This is a genomic window from Stenotrophomonas maltophilia (assembly GCF_039555535.1).
In the GTDB taxonomy this organism is placed as follows: Bacteria; Pseudomonadota; Gammaproteobacteria; order Xanthomonadales; family Xanthomonadaceae; genus Stenotrophomonas; species Stenotrophomonas maltophilia_Q.
This window is the reverse complement of the sequence record NZ_CP154630.1, coordinates 4,733,837-4,753,246: the sequence shown is the minus strand read 5'-3', so window position 1 is coordinate 4,753,246 and position 19,410 is coordinate 4,733,837. Positions and strand designations below refer to the sequence as shown.

Sequence of the window (19,410 nt, the reverse complement as noted above, 5' to 3'; positions counted from 1 at the left end):
CACCGCCGGGCATGGCCCGGCGCTACCGGTGGGACCGGTCAGGCGTGGAACACGTCGCTGGAGGTCGGCGTGGTCGGAATCGGCGGGGCTGCGCGGCTGCCGCGGTGCACGAACATCTGCTTCCAGGCGGCATAGACCGCGCCGACATACAGCGGCATCAGCACCGTGGTCAGCACCAGCTGGGCGATGAAGGCGGCGGCCAGCGGGCCACCGATCAGCATCGCGATCTGGATCACGATCACGAACAGGATGTACATGCAGAACGCGGCGATCAGGCCGAGTGCGGCGAACACGATCATCGCGCCGATGTTCTCGATGCAGCCCTGCAGGCTCAGGCGCAGCGCGTGCATGCCGCTCTGCTTGTCGAACACCACCAGCGCCGGCTGGGTGAACATCGCCAGCGACAGCGCGACCGCACTCAGGAACACCAGCAGCATCCACAGCGCGATGCGCTTGGCCGGCAGGTTGGCAACCAGCGCGGCGGCATCGTCCGGCTTGATCTGCTGGCCACTGCGGCTGATCTCTTCCATCTTGGTCATGACCTCGCTGAAGGCGGTGAAGCCCTCGCGGCCGATCATCAGGAACAGCAGCGCGCCCAGCAGCAGCACCGCCAGCACCTGGATGGCCAGCGGCACCAGCAGGTGACTGACACGGTGGTCGCGGATCGGCTGCAGCAGGTGCGAAGCCAGGCCCGGGCGGCCTTCGTCGATCTCGCCCACGGCATACAGCATGCCGCCGAACATGATCGGCGAGATGGCCAGCGTCATCAGCTGCACCGCCATGCCGGCGGCGCCGGGAATCAGCGTCGACAACAGCGTGACCACCCAGCTCACCAGCAGCCAGGTCAGGCCGATCCGGGCCAGCTGCAGCGGCGCACGCCGGTACAGGGAGAACGTATCCAGCAACCACTGGGCGCCCGCCGAAGCCGGCAGCTTGCGAATCTCTTTCATGGACATCCGGGAAGGACAGGAGGGGGCCGGGCGGCTGCCCGTGCCGCCGATTATCCCTGTTTTGCCATCGGCTGGGCTGAAGACAGCCGCGCCTGGCGGACGAAGCGCCGCAACAGCTGGCGGGCCAGCGGCGCGGCACTGACGGCGCGCTCGATGCTGCGGGCGCAGCCGCCATGGCGGCCGATGCAGTCGGCGCGGGCACGCACGTAGCCACGCATATGGTGGGTGGCGAACTCCGGATGGAACTGCACGCCCCAGGCCTGGCGCCCCCAGCGGAAGGCATGGCAGCCGTCCAGCGGCGAACGGGCCAGCACCTCGGCCCCGTCGGGCGCGCGCAGCACGGTCTGCAGATGGGTGGCGTGGGCGGCGAAATGCTGAGGCAGGCCTTGGAACAGCGGGTCCTGCGCGGCCTGCGGCTGCAGTTCCAGCTCGATCGTGCCGGACTCGCGGCCGGCCGGGTTGTAGGCCACCTCACCACCCAGCGCATGTGCCAGCAGCTGATGGCCGTAGCAGATGCCGAACACCGGCAGGTCGTCGTGGGCGGTCTGGCGCAGCCACGCGGCGCTGCGCTCGCTCCAGTCGGCATGGTCGGTGACGAAGGCGGCCGAGCCGGTCACCAGCACGCCGGCGAAGGCGTGCGGATCGGGCAGGGCGCCACCGTGCTCGACATCGACCACCACGGTCTCGTGTTCCTCCAGCCCGGCGGCGACGCGGATCCAGTGCGGGAAGCGCCCGTAGCGGCGCAGCGACGGCACCGGGCGGCCGGTTTCAAGGATCAGGAACGGGGCTGGGTTCATCCGGGGGCGGCAGGACTGACAGGACTTCCTCGATTGTAGTCAGCCCCTGCGCCACCTTTTCAAGCCCGGCCTGGCGCAGGGTTCGCAGCCCTTCAGTCCGCGCGGCACGGGTGAAACCGGCCAGGTCCATGTCGGCGCGGATCTGCCCGCGCAGCCGCGAACCCAATGGCAGCAACTCATACAGGCCGATACGGCCGAGGAATCCGGTGCGCCGGCACTCCAGGCAACCGACCGGCCGACAGGGCGTGGCGGCATCTGGATATGCGGCATGGCTATCAGCCAGCACCGCCCAATCGGCCGCGCCAAGGCTGTGCGGCTGCTTGCAGTGCGGGCACAGCGTACGCACAAGGCGCTGGGCGAGGATGCCGTTGAGGGTGCTGGCCAGCAGGTAGTGCGGCACGCCCAGGTCGAGCAGGCGGGTGACCGCCGATGGCGCGTCGTTGGTATGCAGGGTGGACAGCACCAGGTGCCCGGTCAACGAGGCCTGCACCGCCATCTGCGCGGTTTCCAGGTCGCGGATCTCACCGATCATGATGATGTCCGGGTCCTGCCGCAGCAGGGTGCGCACGCCGCTGGCGAAGTCCAGGTCGATGTTGGTCTGCACCTGCATCTGGTTGAACTCGGGCGCGATCATCTCGATCGGGTCTTCCACCGTGCATACGTTCACGTCCGGGGTGGCCAGCCGCTTCAGCGTGGAATACAGGGTGGTGGTCTTGCCCGAGCCGGTCGGGCCGGTGACCAGCACGATGCCGTGCGGGCGCTCGACCAGCGCATTCCAGCCAGCGGCTTCCTGCGGGCTGAAACCGAGCTGGTCGATGCTCTTGAAGGCCGCGTCCGGGTCGAAGATGCGCATCACGCACTTCTCGCCGAAGGCGGTGGGCATGGTCGACAGGCGCATTTCGACCTCGCGGCCCCCCGGCGAGCGGGTCTTGATGCGGCCATCCTGCGGACGCCGGCGCTCGGCCAGGTCCATGCGGCCCAGCACTTTGATACGGCTGACCACCGCCGTCATCACCGCCGGCGGCACTTCGAACACCTTGTGCAGCACGCCGTCGATGCGGAAGCGCATGCGTCCCATCTCGCGGCGTGGCTCCAGGTGGATGTCCGAGGCGCGCTGTTCGTAGGCGTACTGCAGCAGCCAGTCGACGATGTGCACGATGTGCTGGTCGTCGGCATTCACGTCGCCGGTGCGGCCCAGCTCGACCAGCTGCTCGAAGCTGGGCAGGGTGGTGCTGGCCTCGCCGCGCACATCGCCACGGGCGCCGCGCACCGAGCGCGTCACCCCGTAGAACTCCATGGTGTAGCGATGCAGGTCCAGTGGATTGACCACCGCCAGCTCAATGCGGCGGCGGGTCAGGTGCTGCAGGTCACGACGCCATTCCTGCACCAGCGGCTCGCTGGTGGCCACCAGCACGCGCTCGGCGTCCACTGCCAATGGCAGGAAGCGGTGGCGGCGGGCGTAGGCATGCGACACCAGCGCGGTGACCGCGGCGACGTCCACACGGGTCGGATCGATGCGCAGGTAGCGGCTGCCGGTGCGCTGCGCCAGCCACTCGGTCAGGCGTTCCAGGGTCAGTTCGCCGCCGCCGGTGGCGGCCAGCTTGAGGTTGGACAGCAGTACCAGCGGATGCACTTCACTGGCGTTGCGCGCGCCCTGTGCGGAAAACCGCATGCGCTCGCGGTCCTGCTCGGCCACCAGTCCATCGGCGGCCAGGGCCGCGGCAATCTGCTCGAAATGCAGCCGTCCCCAGGGCAGCGGGACGCCGCCCGCCTCGCCGGGCGTGCCTGCCGGCAGCCGATGTTCCATCTGCCTGCTCCTCCCGGGTACGGAATGCCCCGCAGGTCGGCCGTTATACTAGCGCACCCCCTTGCCGGCCAAGACTCGTACGCATGTCCGCGACCCCGACCGTTCCGATCACCTTCCAGGGCCTGATCCAGACCCTGAACCAGTTCTGGGCCCAGCAGGGCTGCGTGCTCATCCAGCCGCTCGACCTGGAGGTGGGCGCCGGTACCTTCCACCCGGCCACCTTCCTGCGTGCGATCGGTCCGGAAGGCTGGAACGCGGCCTACGTGCAGCCCTCGCGCCGCCCGACCGACGGCCGCTACGGCGAGAATCCGAACCGCCTGCAGCGCTACTACCAGTACCAGGTGGCGATGAAGCCGGCGCCGGACAACATCCAGCAGCTGTACCTGGATTCGCTGAAGGCGCTGGGCATCGACCCGCTGGTGCACGACCTGCGCTTCGTCGAGGACAACTGGGAATCGCCGACGCTGGGTGCCTGGGGCCTGGGCTGGGAAGTCTGGCTCAACGGCATGGAGGTGACCCAGTTCACCTACTTCCAGCAGGCCGGTGGCCTGGAGTGCCGCCCGGTGCTGGGCGAGATCACCTACGGTCTCGAGCGCCTGTGCATGTACCTGCAGAACTGCGACAACGTCTACGACCTGGTCTGGACCTACGGCCCGGACGGCCAGCCGGTGACCTACGGCGACGTCTACCACCAGAACGAGGTGGAGCAGAGCACCTACAACTTCGAATACGCCGACGTGGAAGAACTGTTCCACCGCTTCGACGCCTGCGAGCGCGAAGCGCAGAAGCTGGTGGAAGTGAACCTGCCGCTGCCGGCCTATGAGCAGGTGATGAAGGCCAGCCATACCTTCAACCTGCTCGATGCACGCCGTGCGATCAGCGTGACCGAGCGCCAGCGCTACATCCTGCGCGTGCGCGCGCTGGCCCAGGCGGTGGCCAAGGCCTACTACGAGCAGCGCGAGAAGCTGGGCTTCCCGGGCGCGAAGAAGGCCTGACGGCCGCTCCCTCCCTCTCTCAACTTCCGGGGCGCCGGACGCGTTGCGCGCTGCGCCCCCACAACAGGATCGAACCGATGAGCCAACTGTCCCCCCTGCTGATTGAACTGGGCACCGAGGAGCTGCCGGTCAAGGCGCTGCCGGGCCTGGCCCAGGCGTTCTTCGACGGTGTCGTCGAAGGCCTGCGCAAGCGCGGCGTCGCGCTGGAACTGGGCGATGCACGCCCGCTGTCGACCCCGCGCCGACTGGCCGTGCTGCTGCCGGGCGTCGGCCTGGAACAGCCGGAACAGCACAGCGAAGTGCTGGGCCCATACCTGAACATCGCGCTGGACGCCGAAGGCCAGCCGACCAAGGCCCTGCAGGGCTTCGCCGCCAAGGCCGGGATCGACTGGACCGCGCTGGAGAAGACCACCGACAACAAGGGTGAGCGCTTCGTGCACCGCGCGGTGACCCCGGGCGCGAGCACCGCCAGCCTGCTGCCGGAGATCCTGCGCGAGGCGATCGCGGCGATGCCGATTCCCAAGCCGATGCGCTGGGGCGACCACGCCTGGGGCTTCGCCCGCCCGGCGCACTGGCTGGTGCTGCTGCACGGCGCCAACGTGGTCGAAGCCGAACTGTTCGGCCTGCAGGCTGGCCGTGCAAGCCGTGGCCATCGCTTCCACCACGACCAGACCGTGTCGCTGGCGCAGCCGCAGGACTACGTTGAAGCGCTGCGCGCTGCGTTCGTGCTGGTCGACCCGAGCGAGCGCCGCGCGCGCATCGTCGCCGAGGTCGAGGCTGCCGCGGCCAAGGCCGGTGGCAGCGCCCGCATCACCGACGACAACCTGGAGCAGGTGGTGAACCTGGTCGAGTGGCCGTCGGCGGTGCTGTGCAGCTTCGAGCGCGCGTTCCTGGCGGTGCCGCAGGAGGCGCTGATCGAGACGATGGAGATCAACCAGAAGTTCTTCCCGGTGCTGGATGCCGCAGGCACGCTGACCGAGAAGTTCATCGGCATCGCCAACATCGAATCGAAGGACGTGGCAGAAGTGGCCAAGGGCTACGAGCGCGTGATCCGCCCGCGCTTCGCTGATGCCAAGTTCTTCTTCGACGAGGACCTGAAGCAGGGCCTGGCGTCGATGGGCGACGGCCTGAAGACGGTGACCTACCAGGCCAAGCTGGGCAGCGTGGCCGACAAGGTGGCGCGCGTGGCTGCACTGGCCGAAGTGATCGCGCCGCAGGTCGGCGCCGATCCGGCGCAGGCCAGGCGGGCTGCCGAGCTGGCCAAGAACGACCTGCAGTCGCGCATGGTCAATGAATTCCCGGAACTGCAGGGTATCGCCGGCCGCCATTACGCCGCGGCCGGTGGTGAATCGGCCGAGGTGGCACTGGCCATCGACGAGGCCTACCAGCCGCGCTTCGGCGGCGACGACATCGCACTGTCGCCGCTGGGCAAGGTGCTGGCGATTGCTGAACGCGTGGACACCCTGGCCGGCGGCTTCGCCGCAGGCCTGAAGCCGACCGGCAACAAGGATCCGTTCGCCCTGCGCCGCAACGCGCTGGGCCTGGCCCGCTCGATCATCGAAAGCGGCTTCGAGCTGGACCTGCGCGCGCTGCTGGCCAGCGCCAATGCCGGCCTGGCGGCGCGCAACGTGCAGGCCGATGTCGGCGAGCTGTACGACTTCATCCTCGACCGCCTGAAGGGCTACTACGGCGACAAGGGCGTGCCGGCCACGCACTTCAACGCGGTGGCCGAGCTGAAGCCGGTCTCGCTGTACGACTTCGACCGCCGCCTGGATGCCATCGCCACCTTCGCCGCGCTGCCGGAAGCCGAAGCGCTGGCTGCGGCCAACAAGCGCATCCGCAACATCCTGCGCAAGGTCGAGGGCGACATCCCGGCCCAGATCGACTCCGCGCTGCTGCAGGAAGACGCCGAGCGCGCGCTGGCCGAAGCGGTCACCGCAGCCATCGACGACACCGGCGCCAGCCTGCAGCACAAGGACTACGTGGCCGTGCTGGCGCGCCTGGCGCGCCTGCGACCGCAGGTCGACGCGTTCTTCGATGGCGTGATGGTCAACGCGGAAGATCCGGCGCTGCGTGGCAACCGCCTGGCGTTGCTGATGATGCTGGGCGAACGCCTGGGCAAGGTGGCAGCGATCGAGCACCTGTCGAGCTGACGGGCAGCTGCCATCCACGCATGGCGTGGATCTACTGGCATTGACCCATCGGTAGCGCCGGGCCACGCCCGGCGTCACCGAACAATGTCCATCGGGGTCATTTCCGGCATCGCGCACGATGCCGTCTTCCTCGCCTGCGATCACGACGATCGCCACAAAGGCGCGTATTTTGACCGCCACTTAACAACCGATCCCCAATGACGTGATGCATTTCGCATCGTCACCTCCGGTCGGTATGCTGTGCCGCATGCAGCCAAAGAAATACGCCCTGCCGCTGATGGTCCTGTCGCTGGCCGCCACCTCCGTGGCCCACGCGCGCGGCACCATCGACAAGGTGGACATCAAGGGATTGGACAAGGGCGACGACGCCGCGATCATCGAGAACATCCAGGAATCGCTGTCGCTGTACGACACGATCGGCAAGGAGCAGGGCGAGTCGCGCCTGGAATACCTGCTGTCACAGGCCGAGCGGCAGACCCGCCAGGCGCTGGAACCGTTCGGGTACTACAACCCGGTCATCAAGGTCGAAGCGCCGCGCGTGGATGAGCACGTGCGTGTGCTGATCCATGTCGACAAGGGCACCCCGGTGACCGTGCGCCGCGAGCACATCGACATCACCGGCCCAGCGATGTACGACCAGTACCTGCAGGACGACCTGGCCGCGTTCAAGCCGCGCAAGGGCCAGCGGTTCGAGCATACGCAGTACGAAGCCAGCAAGATCACCGTCACCCGCCGCCTGGCCGAACGTGGCTATTTCGACGCCGACTACACCCAGCGGCAGGTGCAGATCACCCGTGCCGACAATGCCGCCGACATCGATCTGACCTGGGACAGCGGCCGGCGCTACAACATGGGCCCGGTGCGTTTCGAGCAGGACTACTTCGTCGACAAGCTGTTCGACCCGCTGGTGTACTGGGAACAGGGCAGCTATTTCCACGAGGGCAAGCTGGACCGGCTGCGCGAGTCGCTGACCAAGCTGGACTACTTCAGCGTGATCGACATCCAGCCGCGGCCGGACGAGGCTGATGCCAACGGCGAGGTGCCGGTGGATGTGAAGCTGACCCGCGCCAAGCGCACCATCTACACCGCCGGCCTGAGCTACGGCAGCGAGAGCGGCCCGGGTGTGCGCGGTGGCATCGAGCGGCGGTTCCTGAACAACCGCGGCCACAAGATGAACACGCAGCTGGACTATGCGCAGAAGCGCAAGAGCCTGGTGACCAGCTACCGCATTCCGGCTTTCAACTGGCTCGATGGCTGGTACACCTTCGCTGCCAGCGCCTACGACGAGCAGACCGACTACATCGACCTGCGCAACTTCAAGCTGATCGCCAGCCGCAGCGGCGAGATCAACGAGCACTGGACCGCGATCGCCTCGATCAACGCACTGCGCGAGCGTTGGCGCTATGCCTCTGGCACTGAATTCACCGATGCGGTCTACAACACCTCGACCCTGGTGTATCCGCAGATGGTCGCCGACTACGTCAACGTCGACGACGAGATGTTCCCGCGCAAGGGCATCAGCGGTACCGCGACCATGCGTGCCGGCATCGAGGGCGCCGGTTCGGACACCAGCTTCGTACAGGCCAACGCCGTGCTGCGCTGGTACATCCCGGTGGGTGAAAGCAATCGCCTGATCCTGCGCGGCGAAGGCGGCACCACCTGGACCAGCGACCTGGTGGCGATGCCGCCGAGCCTGCGCTACTTCGCCGGCGGTGACCGCAGCATCCGTGGCTATGCCTACCGCGAAGTGGGGCCGCGCACGCCGGCACCGGACAAATACGCGCTGGGCGCCAAGAACCTGGTGATCGGCTCGGCCGAGTACGAGCACTACTTCAACGGTGGCCCGTGGGGTGCGGCGGTGTTCGTCGATACCGGCAGCGCCTTCGACAACACCATCGACCTGCATACCGGCGTCGGCTTCGGCGTGCGCTGGAAATCGCCGGTGGGACCGGTGCGCGTGGATATCGCGCATGGCCTGAACAACCCGGATTCGCAGTTCCAGCTGTACCTGAACATCGGAGCGGACCTGTGAGCACGCCCGCACCGAGCCCGAACACGCCGCCGCCGCGCGTGCGCTTCTATCGCCGCCGCCGCTTCTGGGCCTGGTCGGGCGTTGGCGTATTAGGCCTGGTGCTGCTGGCCCTGCTGGCGGTTTACTGGTTGCTGCAGACCGTGGCCGGCCGTGACGTGCTGCTGGCGCAGGTGGTGGCGCGGCTGCCGGTGGGCGCCAGCTTCACCTGGGACAAGGTGGACGGCCCGGTGGCCGGCCCGCTGACCCTGTACAACGTCGACTTCCGCTACGACGACATCCATTTCCATGCAGAACGCGCGCACCTGGAGCCGGACCTGCGCCCGCTGCTGGGTCGCAAGCTGCTGCTGGACAAGCTGGAGCTGACCAACGCGACGCTGAACCTGGCCAAGAGTGAGGAGCCGTTCAAGCTGCCGTCGTGGCCGGATTCGCTGCCGCAGATCGAGATGCCGCTGGCGATCCAGGCCGACGCCATCGCCATCGATGGCTTCCGCATCAGCCAGGCCAACGAGCCGGTGATCGACATCAGCCGCGTGCGTGGCGGCATCGAGATCGCCAACGGCGAGTTCCAGGCGCACAAACTGGTGGTGGACAGCGACATGGGCAATTTCACCGCCCAGGGCCGCTATATCCCGGCCAAGGACTACGACACCGACGTGACCGTCACTGCCGTGCTGCCGGCGCCGCGTGGACGTACCGCCGCCACCGTCGGCCTGGTCGCTCGTGGCGACCTGGCGCACATGGAGGTGGCCGTAGCCGGGCGCGCGCCGAAGCCGCTGCACGCGATGCTGGTGTTCGATGGCCGTACCGACCCGACCTGGAACGCCACGGTGCGCAGCGACGAACTGGACCTGGCGCTGCTGTCGCCGGCACTGGCGAGCACGGCGATCGCACCGCTGGCACTGGATTTCACCGCGGCCGGCAAGGGCGGCAACGCCAACCTGCACGGCAGGATCAAGCAGGGCGATCAGGAACTGGAGCTGGCACCGTCGGTGGTGTCGCTGCAGGACCAGGTGCTGAAGGTTTCACCACTGCTGGTGAAGGGGCTTGGCGGCGAAGCGCGGCTGGAAGGCACGGCCGATTTCAGCCAGGAAGACCAGCAGAAGCTCAACTTCTCGGTGGTCGCACGCGATCTGACCTACGTGCCGGCGCCCGATCCGAACACGGCCGGCAGCGCACCGGTGCCGGTCACCCTGAAGGAAGCGCGCTTCGGACTGGCCGGTACCCTCAAGGCCTGGGCGGCGATCGGCCGTGCCGAGGTCGAGCGTGATGCGCAGAAGGCACAGCTGCGCTTCGATGTGCGCGGCAACGACCAGGCCGCGTCGATCCACCAGCTGCAGGCACAGACCCCGGGTGGCCAGCTGCAGGTGGAAGGCCAGGTGGCGTGGGCACCGCAGCTGGACTGGGATGCCAAGGCCACGCTGAAGGACTTCGACCCCGGCTATTTCGTGCCGGGCTGGAATGGCCGCCTGTCCGGCAACCTGGCCTCGAAGGGCCGCCAGCTGCCGCCGCCGGCCAATGCGCCGCCGGGTACCGCCGGCACGCTCGAAGCCACGGTCGATCTGCCGTCGCTGAAGGGCATGCTGCGCCAGCGCAACCTCGACGCGCAGGGCAAGTTCGCGTTGCAGGGCGCGCAGGGCCAGGGTGACCTGAAGCTGTCGCTGGGCAGCAGCCGGGTGACCGCGTCGGGCAAGGTCGGTGACCGCCTCGACATCGATGCGCGTTTCGAACCGCTGCAGCTGAGCGATCTGCTGCCGGGCGCCGATGGTGGCCTGCGCGGCCAGGTGCAGGTGAAGGGCCCGCGCGATGCACCGGACATCACCGCCGACCTGGTCGGCAACAACCTCAACTGGGATGGCTACGGCGCCGAAAGCGTGAGCATCAAGGGCCACCTGCCGTGGCGCGGCGACAGCGGCTCGCTGGCGGTGCAGGGCCAGCAGGTCAACGCCGGCATGCTGCTGGAACGCTTGAATGTGGACGCGCAGGGCAGTGTCTCCAACCTGCGCCTGGCGGCGCAGACCCGCAACGAGATGGGCGCGGTCGAGCTGCAGGGCAGCGTGCGCCAGCAGGGCACGCAGTGGCGCGGCGAACTGGCTTCGCTGCGCATCGCGCCGGTGAAGGGCGATGCCTGGTCGCTTCGTGCACCGGCGGCGTTCGCGATCAACGGCGGAACCTACACGCTGTCCGAGGCCTGCCTGGCCGCCGCCAGCAGCGGCGCACTGTGCGCACAGGCCAACTGGCCGCGCGAGGGCCTGGTGGTGCGCAGTGATGCGTTGCCGTTGGCACTGGTGCAGCCGTGGTTGCCGCCGCAGTCCGGCCGCCGCATCTACCTGCGCGGCGATGTCAGCCTGGACGCGCAGATCCGCCCGCGCGGCAATGCCTGGGAAGGCCACGTGGAAGTGCGCTCGAAGGAAGGCGGCGTGCGCCTGGGCGAGAACCGCAACACCGTGGGCGATACCACCCGTGGCGAGCTGGTGCGATATGACCAGTTCTCGCTGAAACTCGACATGACCCCAGCCAGCATCAAGGGCTACCTGGGCATGGGCTTCCAGGGCAACGGCTTCGTCGACGCGAAGATGCAGACCGGCTGGGAAGCCAGCGCGCCGTTGAACGGCGAGCTCTACCTCAACATGTCGCGGCTGTACTGGCTGGAGCTGTTCTCGCCGGACATCGTGCGCCCGACCGGCCTGATCGAAGGCCACGTCAGCCTGCGCGGTACGCGTGGCCAGCCGTCGCTGGGTGGCGACGCGCAGCTGAGCAACTTCAAGGGTGAATTCCCGGCACTGGGCCTGACCTTCGACCAGGGCAAGGGCAGCTTCGTGGCGCAGCCCGATGGCTCGGCGAAGATCACTGCGCAGGCCAACTCCGGCCAGGGCACGCTGTACGTGGATGGTGGCCTGTCCTGGTTCGGCGATGCGCAGCCGCTGCAGCTGAAGATCCACGGCGAGAACGTGCTGCTGTCCAACACCAGCGAACTGCGCATCGTCGCCAATCCCAACCTCGACTTCACCCTGGCCAAGGCGGCGATGGAGCTGCGTGGCACCGTGCACGTGCCCGAGGCCGACATCGACCTTGAGCGCCTGGACCGTGGCACCTCGGTGTCCGAAGACGTGGTGGTGCTCGACCCGGCCGATCCGGAAGAGTCGCGCACCTCGCCGCTGGACATGGACCTGACGGTCAGCCTCGGCGACAAGGTGAAGATGACCGGCTTCGGCCTGAAGGGCGCGCTGACCGGCAAGATGCAGGTCTGGGCCAAGCCTGGCCGCGAAATGACCGCCAACGGCGGGCTGGAAGTCAGTGGCCGCTACAAGGCGTACGGGCAGGACCTGACCATCACCCGTGGCAACCTCACCTGGAACTACAACGCGGTGTCCGACCCGCGCATCAACATCCGTGCCGAGCGCCGGATCGGTGATGTCACTGCCGGCATCGACGTGACCGGGCGTGCGCAGCAGCCGCGTGCGGACGTGTGGTCCGAGCCGGCGATGTCGCAGTCCGAAGCACTGGCCTATCTGGTGCTGGGTCGCAGCCTGACCGGTGCCAGCAGCGACCAGGCCCAGCAGGTCAACGCGGCCTCGGCGGCACTCTCGGCCGGCAGCGGCCTGCTGGCGTCGCAGCTGGGTGCCAAGCTGGGCCTGGACGACGCCGGTGTGAGCCAGTCGCGCGCGCTGGGCGGCTCGGTGATCGGTGTCGGCAAGTACATCTCGCCCAAGCTGTACGTCGGCTACGGAGTATCGCTGGTCGGTGCCGGTTCGGTGATCACGCTGAAGTACCTGCTGCGCCGCGGCTTCGACGTGGAAGTGGAATCGAGCACGGTGGAAAACCGTGGTTCGATCAACTGGCGGCGGGAGAAATAACCCGTCGCCACTCACCCCCCCTCTGTGCCGGGGTCCATCTGGCGGACAACGGCGAAGGAACGGGCTGGCCTGCGCGGACGAGGCCCGTGCGTGAGCATGCCGAGTCCATCAAGCGGCGACGGTCGCTCGACGGGCGCTGGCGCGGACGCCGTCCGCGATGGAGTCCCTCCAACGAAGGGTGTCAGCATGAGGACGCCAGACACGATGACCACCGAGGCATGGATTGCCACGTGTTTCATGCTGGACGTGCTGATCGCGATGGGTCGAGCGGCATCACCCAGCAAGGCCAGCGCCGCCAGGACGGCCAGCACGACGAGAGCGCCCAGCAGGCAGCGGACAATTGCCACCTGCATCTTCATGAGATTGAAGCGCCTGGGTTCGGATATCGCCATCCAGAAGGCGACCTGATCCCCGTCCAATGGCGCCAGCGTGTCACGGACGCCATGCACCCCCAGACGCTGCATCGTGTGCCGCATGGTGGCAGCACGCCCGGGCACGCTGGCCGACAGCAGCGATTGCAGCCAGTGCCATGGTCGGGTCAAGCGTTCCACGCGGGCATGCGCCTCGATAGCGGACACCCGGTCGTGCGGTCGGTCCAGGGCTGCGGTGAGGGCCGCGTGGTTGCGCGGCTGCAGCTGCCAGTGGCGATGCAGCAGGTTGCGCCGTGCGCGGACGCGGTAGGGATCGATATCAGCCCGGATCTCATCCCAGCAGAAGTATCGACCGAGCAGATCGAAGTTGGACTCGCACAGCGGCCGGCCCTCGTGCAGCAGCTGCTGCAATACCACGTCACCGATACGCGGCCTGTCGGCCAATGACCACAGCTCCGGACGATGGGCCAGCCAGTGCTCGAAGCTGGCCGGGTCGGCATCGGTCGCGGTGTTGATCAGCAGACGCGCAAACCGGGGCAGGTTCAATGACGGCTCCACCACATCGTCCGGCAGGTCGGTGTCGAACGTGCATGGACGATGCAGCACCGGCATGTGGTCCATCGACGAATGGCTGTCGTACAGCGCCGGTGGGCCGGGTGGGCTGTTGTCTGCAGGTGGGGCCGACAGCGCTTCTGCACCGTCTTCCTCCTGCCATTGCGTGCGGTTGCGCACCCACAGCAGGGCCTCCTGGTAAGCCTCGTGCAGCGCCTGGAATGCCACGGGGTCTTCGTCAGGGCGCGCCGTGCGCAGTTTCTGCGCGTAGGCGCGCTTGATCGCCCGTTCGTCGGCGTCGGTGTCGAGCCCGAGCGCGTCCAGTGCCCGGTTCACACGGTGTTTCCAGAGGCCGGCGGGAGCCCGTCAATCGACGCGTGACGGCGCGTGCGATGTATGAACTCGGCTCCCCACTGCAGCAGGATCAGAACGATGCCTGCTTCGGCGATCAGCATGGCAAGCACCATGAACACGGCATGTCGGATTCCGAACCGTATCCGCGAACCGACGCGTCGCCACAGGCGCGTAGTCGCCAAGGGCAGTGCCATGAAGATCAACAGGGTACCTTCGATGCGGTGGCCAAGGCCATGGACAAGAACCAGGCTGCCGATCGCCATCAAGGGCGCTGGCAGCGCCAGCAGCCATCCCCAGCGTGAAGGGGGCAGATCCAGCGTCAGCTGGCGCAGCGCCCAGCGCACAGGCACCCACAGTGCGCCGATCGCAGCCAGCAGCAGGCCAAAAGGCACCCCCAGCTGGGCGAAAATCGCGGCTTCGCCCGTCTTTCCCTGGACCAGCGAGACGCCTGCGATTCCAGCAAAGAACAACAGGCTGCAAACGCCCAGCAGTACGCCACGCAGTGCGTTCAGCTGCCAGCGCCACCGGTTGGGCCGGGAGATGTCTGCAAGACTTCGCCAGAACAGGATCTGCTGCGGATCCCATGCCTCGGGCACCTGTTCCCTTCCGCCCGCCTCGATGGCATCCAGCAGTGCGTTGACTTCATTGATGTGCTCGGGCAGCTGCGCCTGCCAGAGGGATCGTCGCGGGTGCCATGGCTGCGACAGGTAACGCAGGCAACGGCTGACCGTGATCTTCCCCAGCCGCAGGCTGCCCTCTTGTTCAAGCAGTGCCGACAGCTCCGCCGCATTCCCGGTCTCGGCGGCCCAGCGTCGATGACCGCGCGACTGGATCGATGCCAGCCTGTCCGGATCCACGCCATCGTGTACATCATCCCAGCCAAAGCAGCGTGCCAGCAGACCCATGTTGGCTGCGCTGATGCCGTTGTGACTGCGTGCCAGTTCATCCAGCAGCGCGTCGCCCACCAATGGCTTGTAGCGCAGCGACCACAGCACCGGCGTGGCTTCCAGCCAGGGGCCGAAGTCGTCGACCGGCAACAGGTATGCCTGGCGCAGGATCAACTGGGCGTGGCTTGCTACATCGACCACCCCGTCCAGCTCCACCACCGGTGCCGTGCGCAGCAGCACAGGCGTGCCGCGGGGTGGCAACGGAGGCGAGTACGAACGCGTTTCGGGTGGCGCCCATGCCACGTCGGCGTCGTGCGGCCAGGGGCCGATATCGGCTGCATGCTCCGCCGGTTCGTCCTCGTCCTCGTCCTCGTCCTCGTCCGCAGCATCGGTACCGGCCAGCGCTTCCTGGCGGACCCAGTCCAATGCTGCCTGATAGGCCTCATGCAGGTGCTGGAAGGCGACGGGATCCTGGTCGGGGCGAGTCACCCGCAGGCGCTTTGCGTAGGCGCGCTTGATCGCGCGCTCGTCAGCGGATTCGTCCAGCTCCAGGACGTGAAGTGCCCAGCTCATGCATCGCGCTCGAGGGTGTCGAGTGCCTCGTCCAGCTGATGGCGATGACGCTCGACGGCAACGGCATCCTGGCTCTCCAGCACATGGCGGAAGCTGCTCAGCCACGACTGCAACTGTTCGCGGTGATGGATGCGTTCCTCGTAAAGGCGCTCGGTGCGGGCGATTACCGCGAGGTTGGGCTGGGCGTCACGCGGGTGGATCTTCAGCGCTTCCAGTGCGCGCAGGCGCTGCTGGATCTCTTCGGGTGACAGCAGTCCGGGATTCTGCTCCAGGATGAGCTCGTGGCGCTTGCCGGTGGCGTCCTCGGTGACTTCGACCTGCAGCAGCCCATTCACGTCGTAGGTAAAGCGGGCGGTGACGCTGCGTTCTTGCATCGAGACAGAATGGGTCAGCGGCACGGTCAGCTCACCGAGCTTGATGTTGCGATCCACCGTCGGGCTCTCGCCCTGGAACACGTCGATGCGAATGGCGCTTTGCCGCTCGTGCACCGGGTAGAAGCGATCCTCGCGGCTGACCGGCACCACGCTGTTGCGCTGGATGATCGGGTGGAAATAGCCGCTGCGCTCGCCACCGGAAGCATCCTGGCGGGACACCTGCGTGCCCAGCGTGTAGGGGCAGACATCGGTCAGCACGACCTCGCGCAGCGATTCGTCGCGTGCCTTCAGCCCGGCGGCAACGGCGGCACCCAATGCAATTGCCTGGTCCGGATGGACGTGGCGCAGCGGCAGCCGGCCGAACATGCGGGTCGCCAGCTTGCTGACCATCGGCATGCGTACCGCACCGCCGACCAGGATGATGTCGTCCAGCGCCTCGGGCTTGAGCCGGGCGTCGCGGATCGCGCGTTCGATGGGCGCACGCATGCGCAGCAGCAGTGGCTCGCAGAGCTGCGTGTAGCGTGCCTCGTCCATCTGCCACTGGCGTTCGCTGCCGGCCAGGGGCAACTGCAGGCTGGCGGCGCCGCTCAGGCTGAGTTCGCGCTTGAACAGTTCCAGCCGACGCAGCAGCTGCGCCTGTTCGGCAGCGGACAGGTCGCCGGCGGACGTGCCCTGGTCGGCATGGAAGGCCTGCACGAGTACCTGCAGGAAATCCTCGCCGCCCAGGAAGTTGTCGCCGGCGCTGGCATGTACTTCGACCACGCCGTCGAACAGTTCCAGGATGGAGACATCGAAGGTGCCACCGCCCAGGTCCAGCACCAGCACGCGGCCTTCGCCATCACGCTCCTGCAGGCCATAGGCCAGCGCGGCGGCCGTGGGTTCATTGATCAGGCGCTCGACGCGGATGCCGGCCAGCTCGCCGGCCGCCCGGGTGGCCTTGCGCTGGGCGTCGGAGAAATACGCCGGTACGCTGATCACCGCCTCCTCCACCTTGTGGCCCAGGGCGGCTTCAGCGTCAGCCAGCAGCGAGCGCAGCACCATGGCCGAGAGCTCCTCGGGGCGGAAACTGCGCTCACCCAGCCGGGTCTCGCGATCGCTGCCCATCCAGCGCTTGAAGTGGGCCACGGTCTGCTGTGGATGGCTGACCAGGCGGTCGCGGGCCGGCTGGCCAACCAGCACGGCGCCATCCACCAGGCTCACCACCGACGGCGTCAACAGCTCGCCATGGGCATTGGGGAACAGCTGCGGCCCGGCTGCCGTGTGCATGCCGACGAGGGAATGGGTGGTGCCAAGATCGATACCGACGATCATCTGCTGACGTCCGATGTGCAGAAAACGGCAATTCTAGGAGTGCGGCGCAGGCCTGACTATCGGGCGTTGCCCGACAGCGCCCCAGCGGCTATGGTCCCGAGCTGTTCTGTCGTACCGGATTGCCTCATGTCACCACGCAAAGCCCTTCCCACCGCCCTGGCCCTGGGCCTGACCCTCGCCGCGGGTGCCCACGCCGATGAAGGCATGTGGATGCCGACCCAGCTGCCGGAACTGGCCAAGCCGCTGCAGGCAGCCGGCTTCAAAGGCAATCCGGCCGACCTGGCCAACGTCACCGCGCCGCCGCTGAGCGCGGTGGTGCGTGCCGGTGGCGGCACCGGCTCGTTCGTGTCCGCCGATGGCCTGCTGCTGACCAACCACCACGTGGCGATGGGCGTGATCCAGTACAACAGCTCGCCCGAGCACGACCTGATCAACGGTGGCTTCATCGCCAAGGATCGTGCCGACGAGCGCCCGGCCAACCCGGACTTCCGCGTGCTGGTCACCGTCGGCTTCGACAAGGTGACCGACCAGGTGCTCGCGCAGGCCCGTGGCAAGACCGGTCGCGCCTATTTCGATGCGGTGGACGCGGCCAGCAAGCAGATCGTGGCCGAGTGCGAGAAGGATGGCAGCGTGCGCTGCTCGGTGGCCAACATGTACTACGGCACCGACTTCTACCGCATCGCCCAGCTGGAACTGAGCGACGTGCGCCTGGTGTATGCACCGCCGCGCGCGATAGGCAACTACGGCGACGAGATCGACAACTTCATGTGGCCGCGCCACACCGGCGACTTCACCCTGCTGCGCGCCTATGTCGGCAAGGACGGCAAGCCGGCCGCCTATAGCAAGGACAACGTGCCCTACCAGGCGCCGGCACACCTGCAGATGTCGGTGGAAGGCCCGAAGGAAGGCGATTACGCGATGCTGGCCGGTTACCCGGGCATCACCTACCGCCACCGTACCGCCGCCGAATTCGCCAGCCAGATCGATGCCGTGCTGCCTCGCCGCGTGTCGGTGTTCCAGCAGATGATCGACACCATTGAGGCCGCCAGCGCCAAGGATGCGCAGGCACGTACCCGCTACGCCTCGCAGCTGCAGTCGCTGAAGAACAACCGCAAGCGCGCTGCCGGTGAACTGGAAGGCCTGCTGCGCAGCGATGCCAAGGCCCAGCGTGCCGCCGACGAGACGGCGATGCTGGCTGCCACCGACCGCAAGTACCAGGGCGATATCAAGGCGCTGCTGGCCAACCTGTCGCAGGGCGCGGCGGTGGGCGAGCGTGACCTGCTGCTGGACCAGATGGCCGCGCAGAGCCAGCTGCTGCGCTCGGCGCTGCTGCTGGAGCGCCTGCGCATTGAATCGGCCAAGCCTGACGCGCAGCGCGAGAGCGGCTACCAGCAGCGCGACCAGGCGATGATCGAAGGCGTGCTCAAGCAGGTCCAGCGCCGCTACGCACCGGAGGTCGAGAAGGCCCTGCTGACCACATTGCTGACCCGCTACCAGCAGCTGCCGGACGCACAGCGCGTGGCCGAGTTCGACGCTGCCTTCGGCCGCACCCCGGAGCAGCTGGCCAAGGCGCTGGACACCCTGTACGCCGGCACCCAGCTGGGTGACGAGGCGCAGCGCCTGTCGCGCTTTGCTGCCGCCCGCGAAGGCAAGGCCCTGGCCGCAGACCCGCTCATCGCCGTGGCCGGCCCGCTGGTGGCCGCGCAGCTGCGCATCGAGAACGAGAGCAAGACCCGCGAAGGCGAGCAGTTGCGCCTGCGCCCGGCGTACATGCAGGCGCTGTTCGCCTGGCGTGCCAAGCAGGGCCGTGCGGTGTACCCGGATGCCAACCGCACCCTGCGGATCAGCTACGGCAAGGTCGAGGCGCTGCACCCGCGCGACGGCGTGACCTACTCGCCGGTGACCACCGTGGCCGGCATTGTCGAGAAGAACACCAACGCCTATCCGTTCGATGCTCCCAAGCCGCTGCTGGCGGCGATCGCCAAGGGTGACTTCGGCAGCACCGCCGACCCGGCGCTGAAGACCCAGACGGTCAACTTCCTGACCAACCTGGACACCACCGGCGGCAACTCCGGCTCGCCGGTGCTCAACGCCAAGGGCGAACTGATCGGCCTGAACTTCGACAGCAACTGGGAATCGGTCAGCGCCAGCTGGTGGTTCGACCCGCGCTACAAGCGCGCCGTGCACGTGGACATGCGCTACCTGCGCTGGCTGCTGGCCAAGGTCTACCCGGCGCCCGAGCTGCTGAAGGAAATGGGCGTGCCGGCCCAGTAAGAAGCCGGCCACGACCAACGGTCGTGGCCCGCACCGCGTAGACCCCCACCTTGGTGGGGGTGGTTGCCCCCAACGAGCCCGCACCCCCGGCCACGCCTGGCCTACACTGCGGGTTCCTCCGACGGA

Annotated in this window: 11 protein-coding genes; 5 read left to right on the top strand and 6 right to left on the bottom strand. The window is 67.7% G+C overall.

The window, feature by feature from the left end:
* Positions 1–38 precede the first annotated feature (38 nt).
* Genes AASM09_RS21835 through AASM09_RS21825 form a run of 3 tightly spaced genes read right to left on the bottom strand, consistent with a single transcriptional unit; the run spans position 39 to position 3,554 of the window.
* Positions 39–950: a BPSS1780 family membrane protein gene (locus AASM09_RS21835; protein WP_005411674.1), complete on the bottom strand. Its 912-nt coding sequence runs from the start codon at positions 948–950 to the stop codon at positions 39–41.
* Positions 951–1,000: 50 nt separating this feature from the next.
* A complete protein-coding gene (locus tag AASM09_RS21830; protein WP_049430273.1) occupies positions 1,001–1,747 on the bottom strand; it encodes a glutamine amidotransferase in 747 nt (248 codons plus the stop codon).
* Positions 1,719–3,554, bottom strand: coding sequence for a GspE/PulE family protein (locus AASM09_RS21825; RefSeq protein ID WP_100443728.1), 1,836 nt, complete (start codon positions 3,552–3,554; stop codon positions 1,719–1,721). The genes AASM09_RS21830 and AASM09_RS21825 overlap by 29 nt, the downstream gene beginning before the upstream one ends.
* 83 nt (positions 3,555–3,637) lie before the next feature.
* On the opposite strand from AASM09_RS21825, the gene glyQ reads away from it, so the two are divergent.
* The 4 genes from glyQ (at position 3,638) to AASM09_RS21805 (ending at position 12,588) form a co-directional block, all read left to right on the top strand.
* Positions 3,638–4,549, top strand: a complete 912-nt coding sequence (gene glyQ / locus AASM09_RS21820; RefSeq protein WP_049430272.1) for a glycine--tRNA ligase subunit alpha — start codon at positions 3,638–3,640, stop codon at positions 4,547–4,549.
* A 77-nt stretch (positions 4,550–4,626) separates the two neighbouring features.
* Entirely contained in the window at positions 4,627–6,702 is a 2,076-nt protein-coding gene (gene glyS / locus AASM09_RS21815) for a glycine--tRNA ligase subunit beta (RefSeq protein ID WP_049430270.1), read from the top strand.
* A 235-nt stretch (positions 6,703–6,937) separates the two neighbouring features.
* Positions 6,938–8,734, top strand: a complete 1,797-nt coding sequence (locus AASM09_RS21810; protein WP_080355060.1) for an autotransporter assembly complex protein TamA — start codon at positions 6,938–6,940, stop codon at positions 8,732–8,734.
* On the top strand, positions 8,731–12,588 hold the full coding sequence (locus AASM09_RS21805; protein WP_343368659.1) for a translocation/assembly module TamB domain-containing protein: 3,858 nt from the start codon (positions 8,731–8,733) through the stop codon (positions 12,586–12,588). The genes AASM09_RS21810 and AASM09_RS21805 overlap by 4 nt, the downstream gene beginning before the upstream one ends.
* Before the next feature lie 11 nt (positions 12,589–12,599).
* Here the strand turns inward: AASM09_RS21805 and AASM09_RS21800 are convergent, their stop codons facing one another.
* Genes AASM09_RS21800 through AASM09_RS21790 form a run of 3 tightly spaced genes read right to left on the bottom strand, consistent with a single transcriptional unit; the run spans position 12,600 to position 17,010 of the window.
* Positions 12,600–13,847, bottom strand: a complete 1,248-nt coding sequence (locus AASM09_RS21800) for a transmembrane chaperone heat shock protein (protein WP_049430267.1) — start codon at positions 13,845–13,847, stop codon at positions 12,600–12,602.
* Entirely contained in the window at positions 13,844–15,325 is a 1,482-nt protein-coding gene (locus AASM09_RS21795) for a transmembrane heat shock chaperone (RefSeq protein WP_049430265.1), read from the bottom strand. The genes AASM09_RS21800 and AASM09_RS21795 overlap by 4 nt, the downstream gene beginning before the upstream one ends.
* Positions 15,322–17,010, bottom strand: a complete 1,689-nt coding sequence (locus tag AASM09_RS21790) for a molecular chaperone HscC (RefSeq protein ID WP_049430263.1) — start codon at positions 17,008–17,010, stop codon at positions 15,322–15,324. Before AASM09_RS21790 ends, AASM09_RS21795 begins: the two co-directional genes overlap by 4 nt.
* A 126-nt stretch (positions 17,011–17,136) precedes the next feature.
* On the opposite strand from AASM09_RS21790, the gene AASM09_RS21785 reads away from it, so the two are divergent.
* Positions 17,137–19,284: a S46 family peptidase gene (locus AASM09_RS21785; protein WP_049430261.1), complete on the top strand. Its 2,148-nt coding sequence runs from the start codon at positions 17,137–17,139 to the stop codon at positions 19,282–19,284.
* Positions 19,285–19,410 lie beyond the last annotated feature (126 nt).

Excerpts from the sequence above, each read along its gene's own strand:
- AASM09_RS21835 (WP_005411674.1), bottom strand. The coding sequence starts at position 950 with ATGAAAGAGATTCGCAAGCTGCCGGCTTCGGCGGGCGCCCAGTGGTTG.
- AASM09_RS21830 (WP_049430273.1), bottom strand. The coding sequence starts at position 1,747 with ATGAACCCAGCCCCGTTCCTGATCCTTGAAACCGGCCGCCCGGTGCCG.
- AASM09_RS21825 (WP_100443728.1), bottom strand. The coding sequence starts at position 3,554 with ATGGAACATCGGCTGCCGGCAGGCACGCCCGGCGAGGCGGGCGGCGTC.
- glyQ (WP_049430272.1), top strand. The coding sequence starts at position 3,638 with ATGTCCGCGACCCCGACCGTTCCGATCACCTTCCAGGGCCTGATCCAG.
- glyS (WP_049430270.1), top strand. The coding sequence starts at position 4,627 with ATGAGCCAACTGTCCCCCCTGCTGATTGAACTGGGCACCGAGGAGCTG.
- AASM09_RS21810 (WP_080355060.1), top strand. The coding sequence starts at position 6,938 with ATGCTGTGCCGCATGCAGCCAAAGAAATACGCCCTGCCGCTGATGGTC.
- AASM09_RS21795 (WP_049430265.1), bottom strand. The coding sequence starts at position 15,325 with ATGAGCTGGGCACTTCACGTCCTGGAGCTGGACGAATCCGCTGACGAG.
- AASM09_RS21790 (WP_049430263.1), bottom strand. The coding sequence starts at position 17,010 with ATGATCGTCGGTATCGATCTTGGCACCACCCATTCCCTCGTCGGCATG.
- AASM09_RS21785 (WP_049430261.1), top strand. The coding sequence starts at position 17,137 with ATGTCACCACGCAAAGCCCTTCCCACCGCCCTGGCCCTGGGCCTGACC.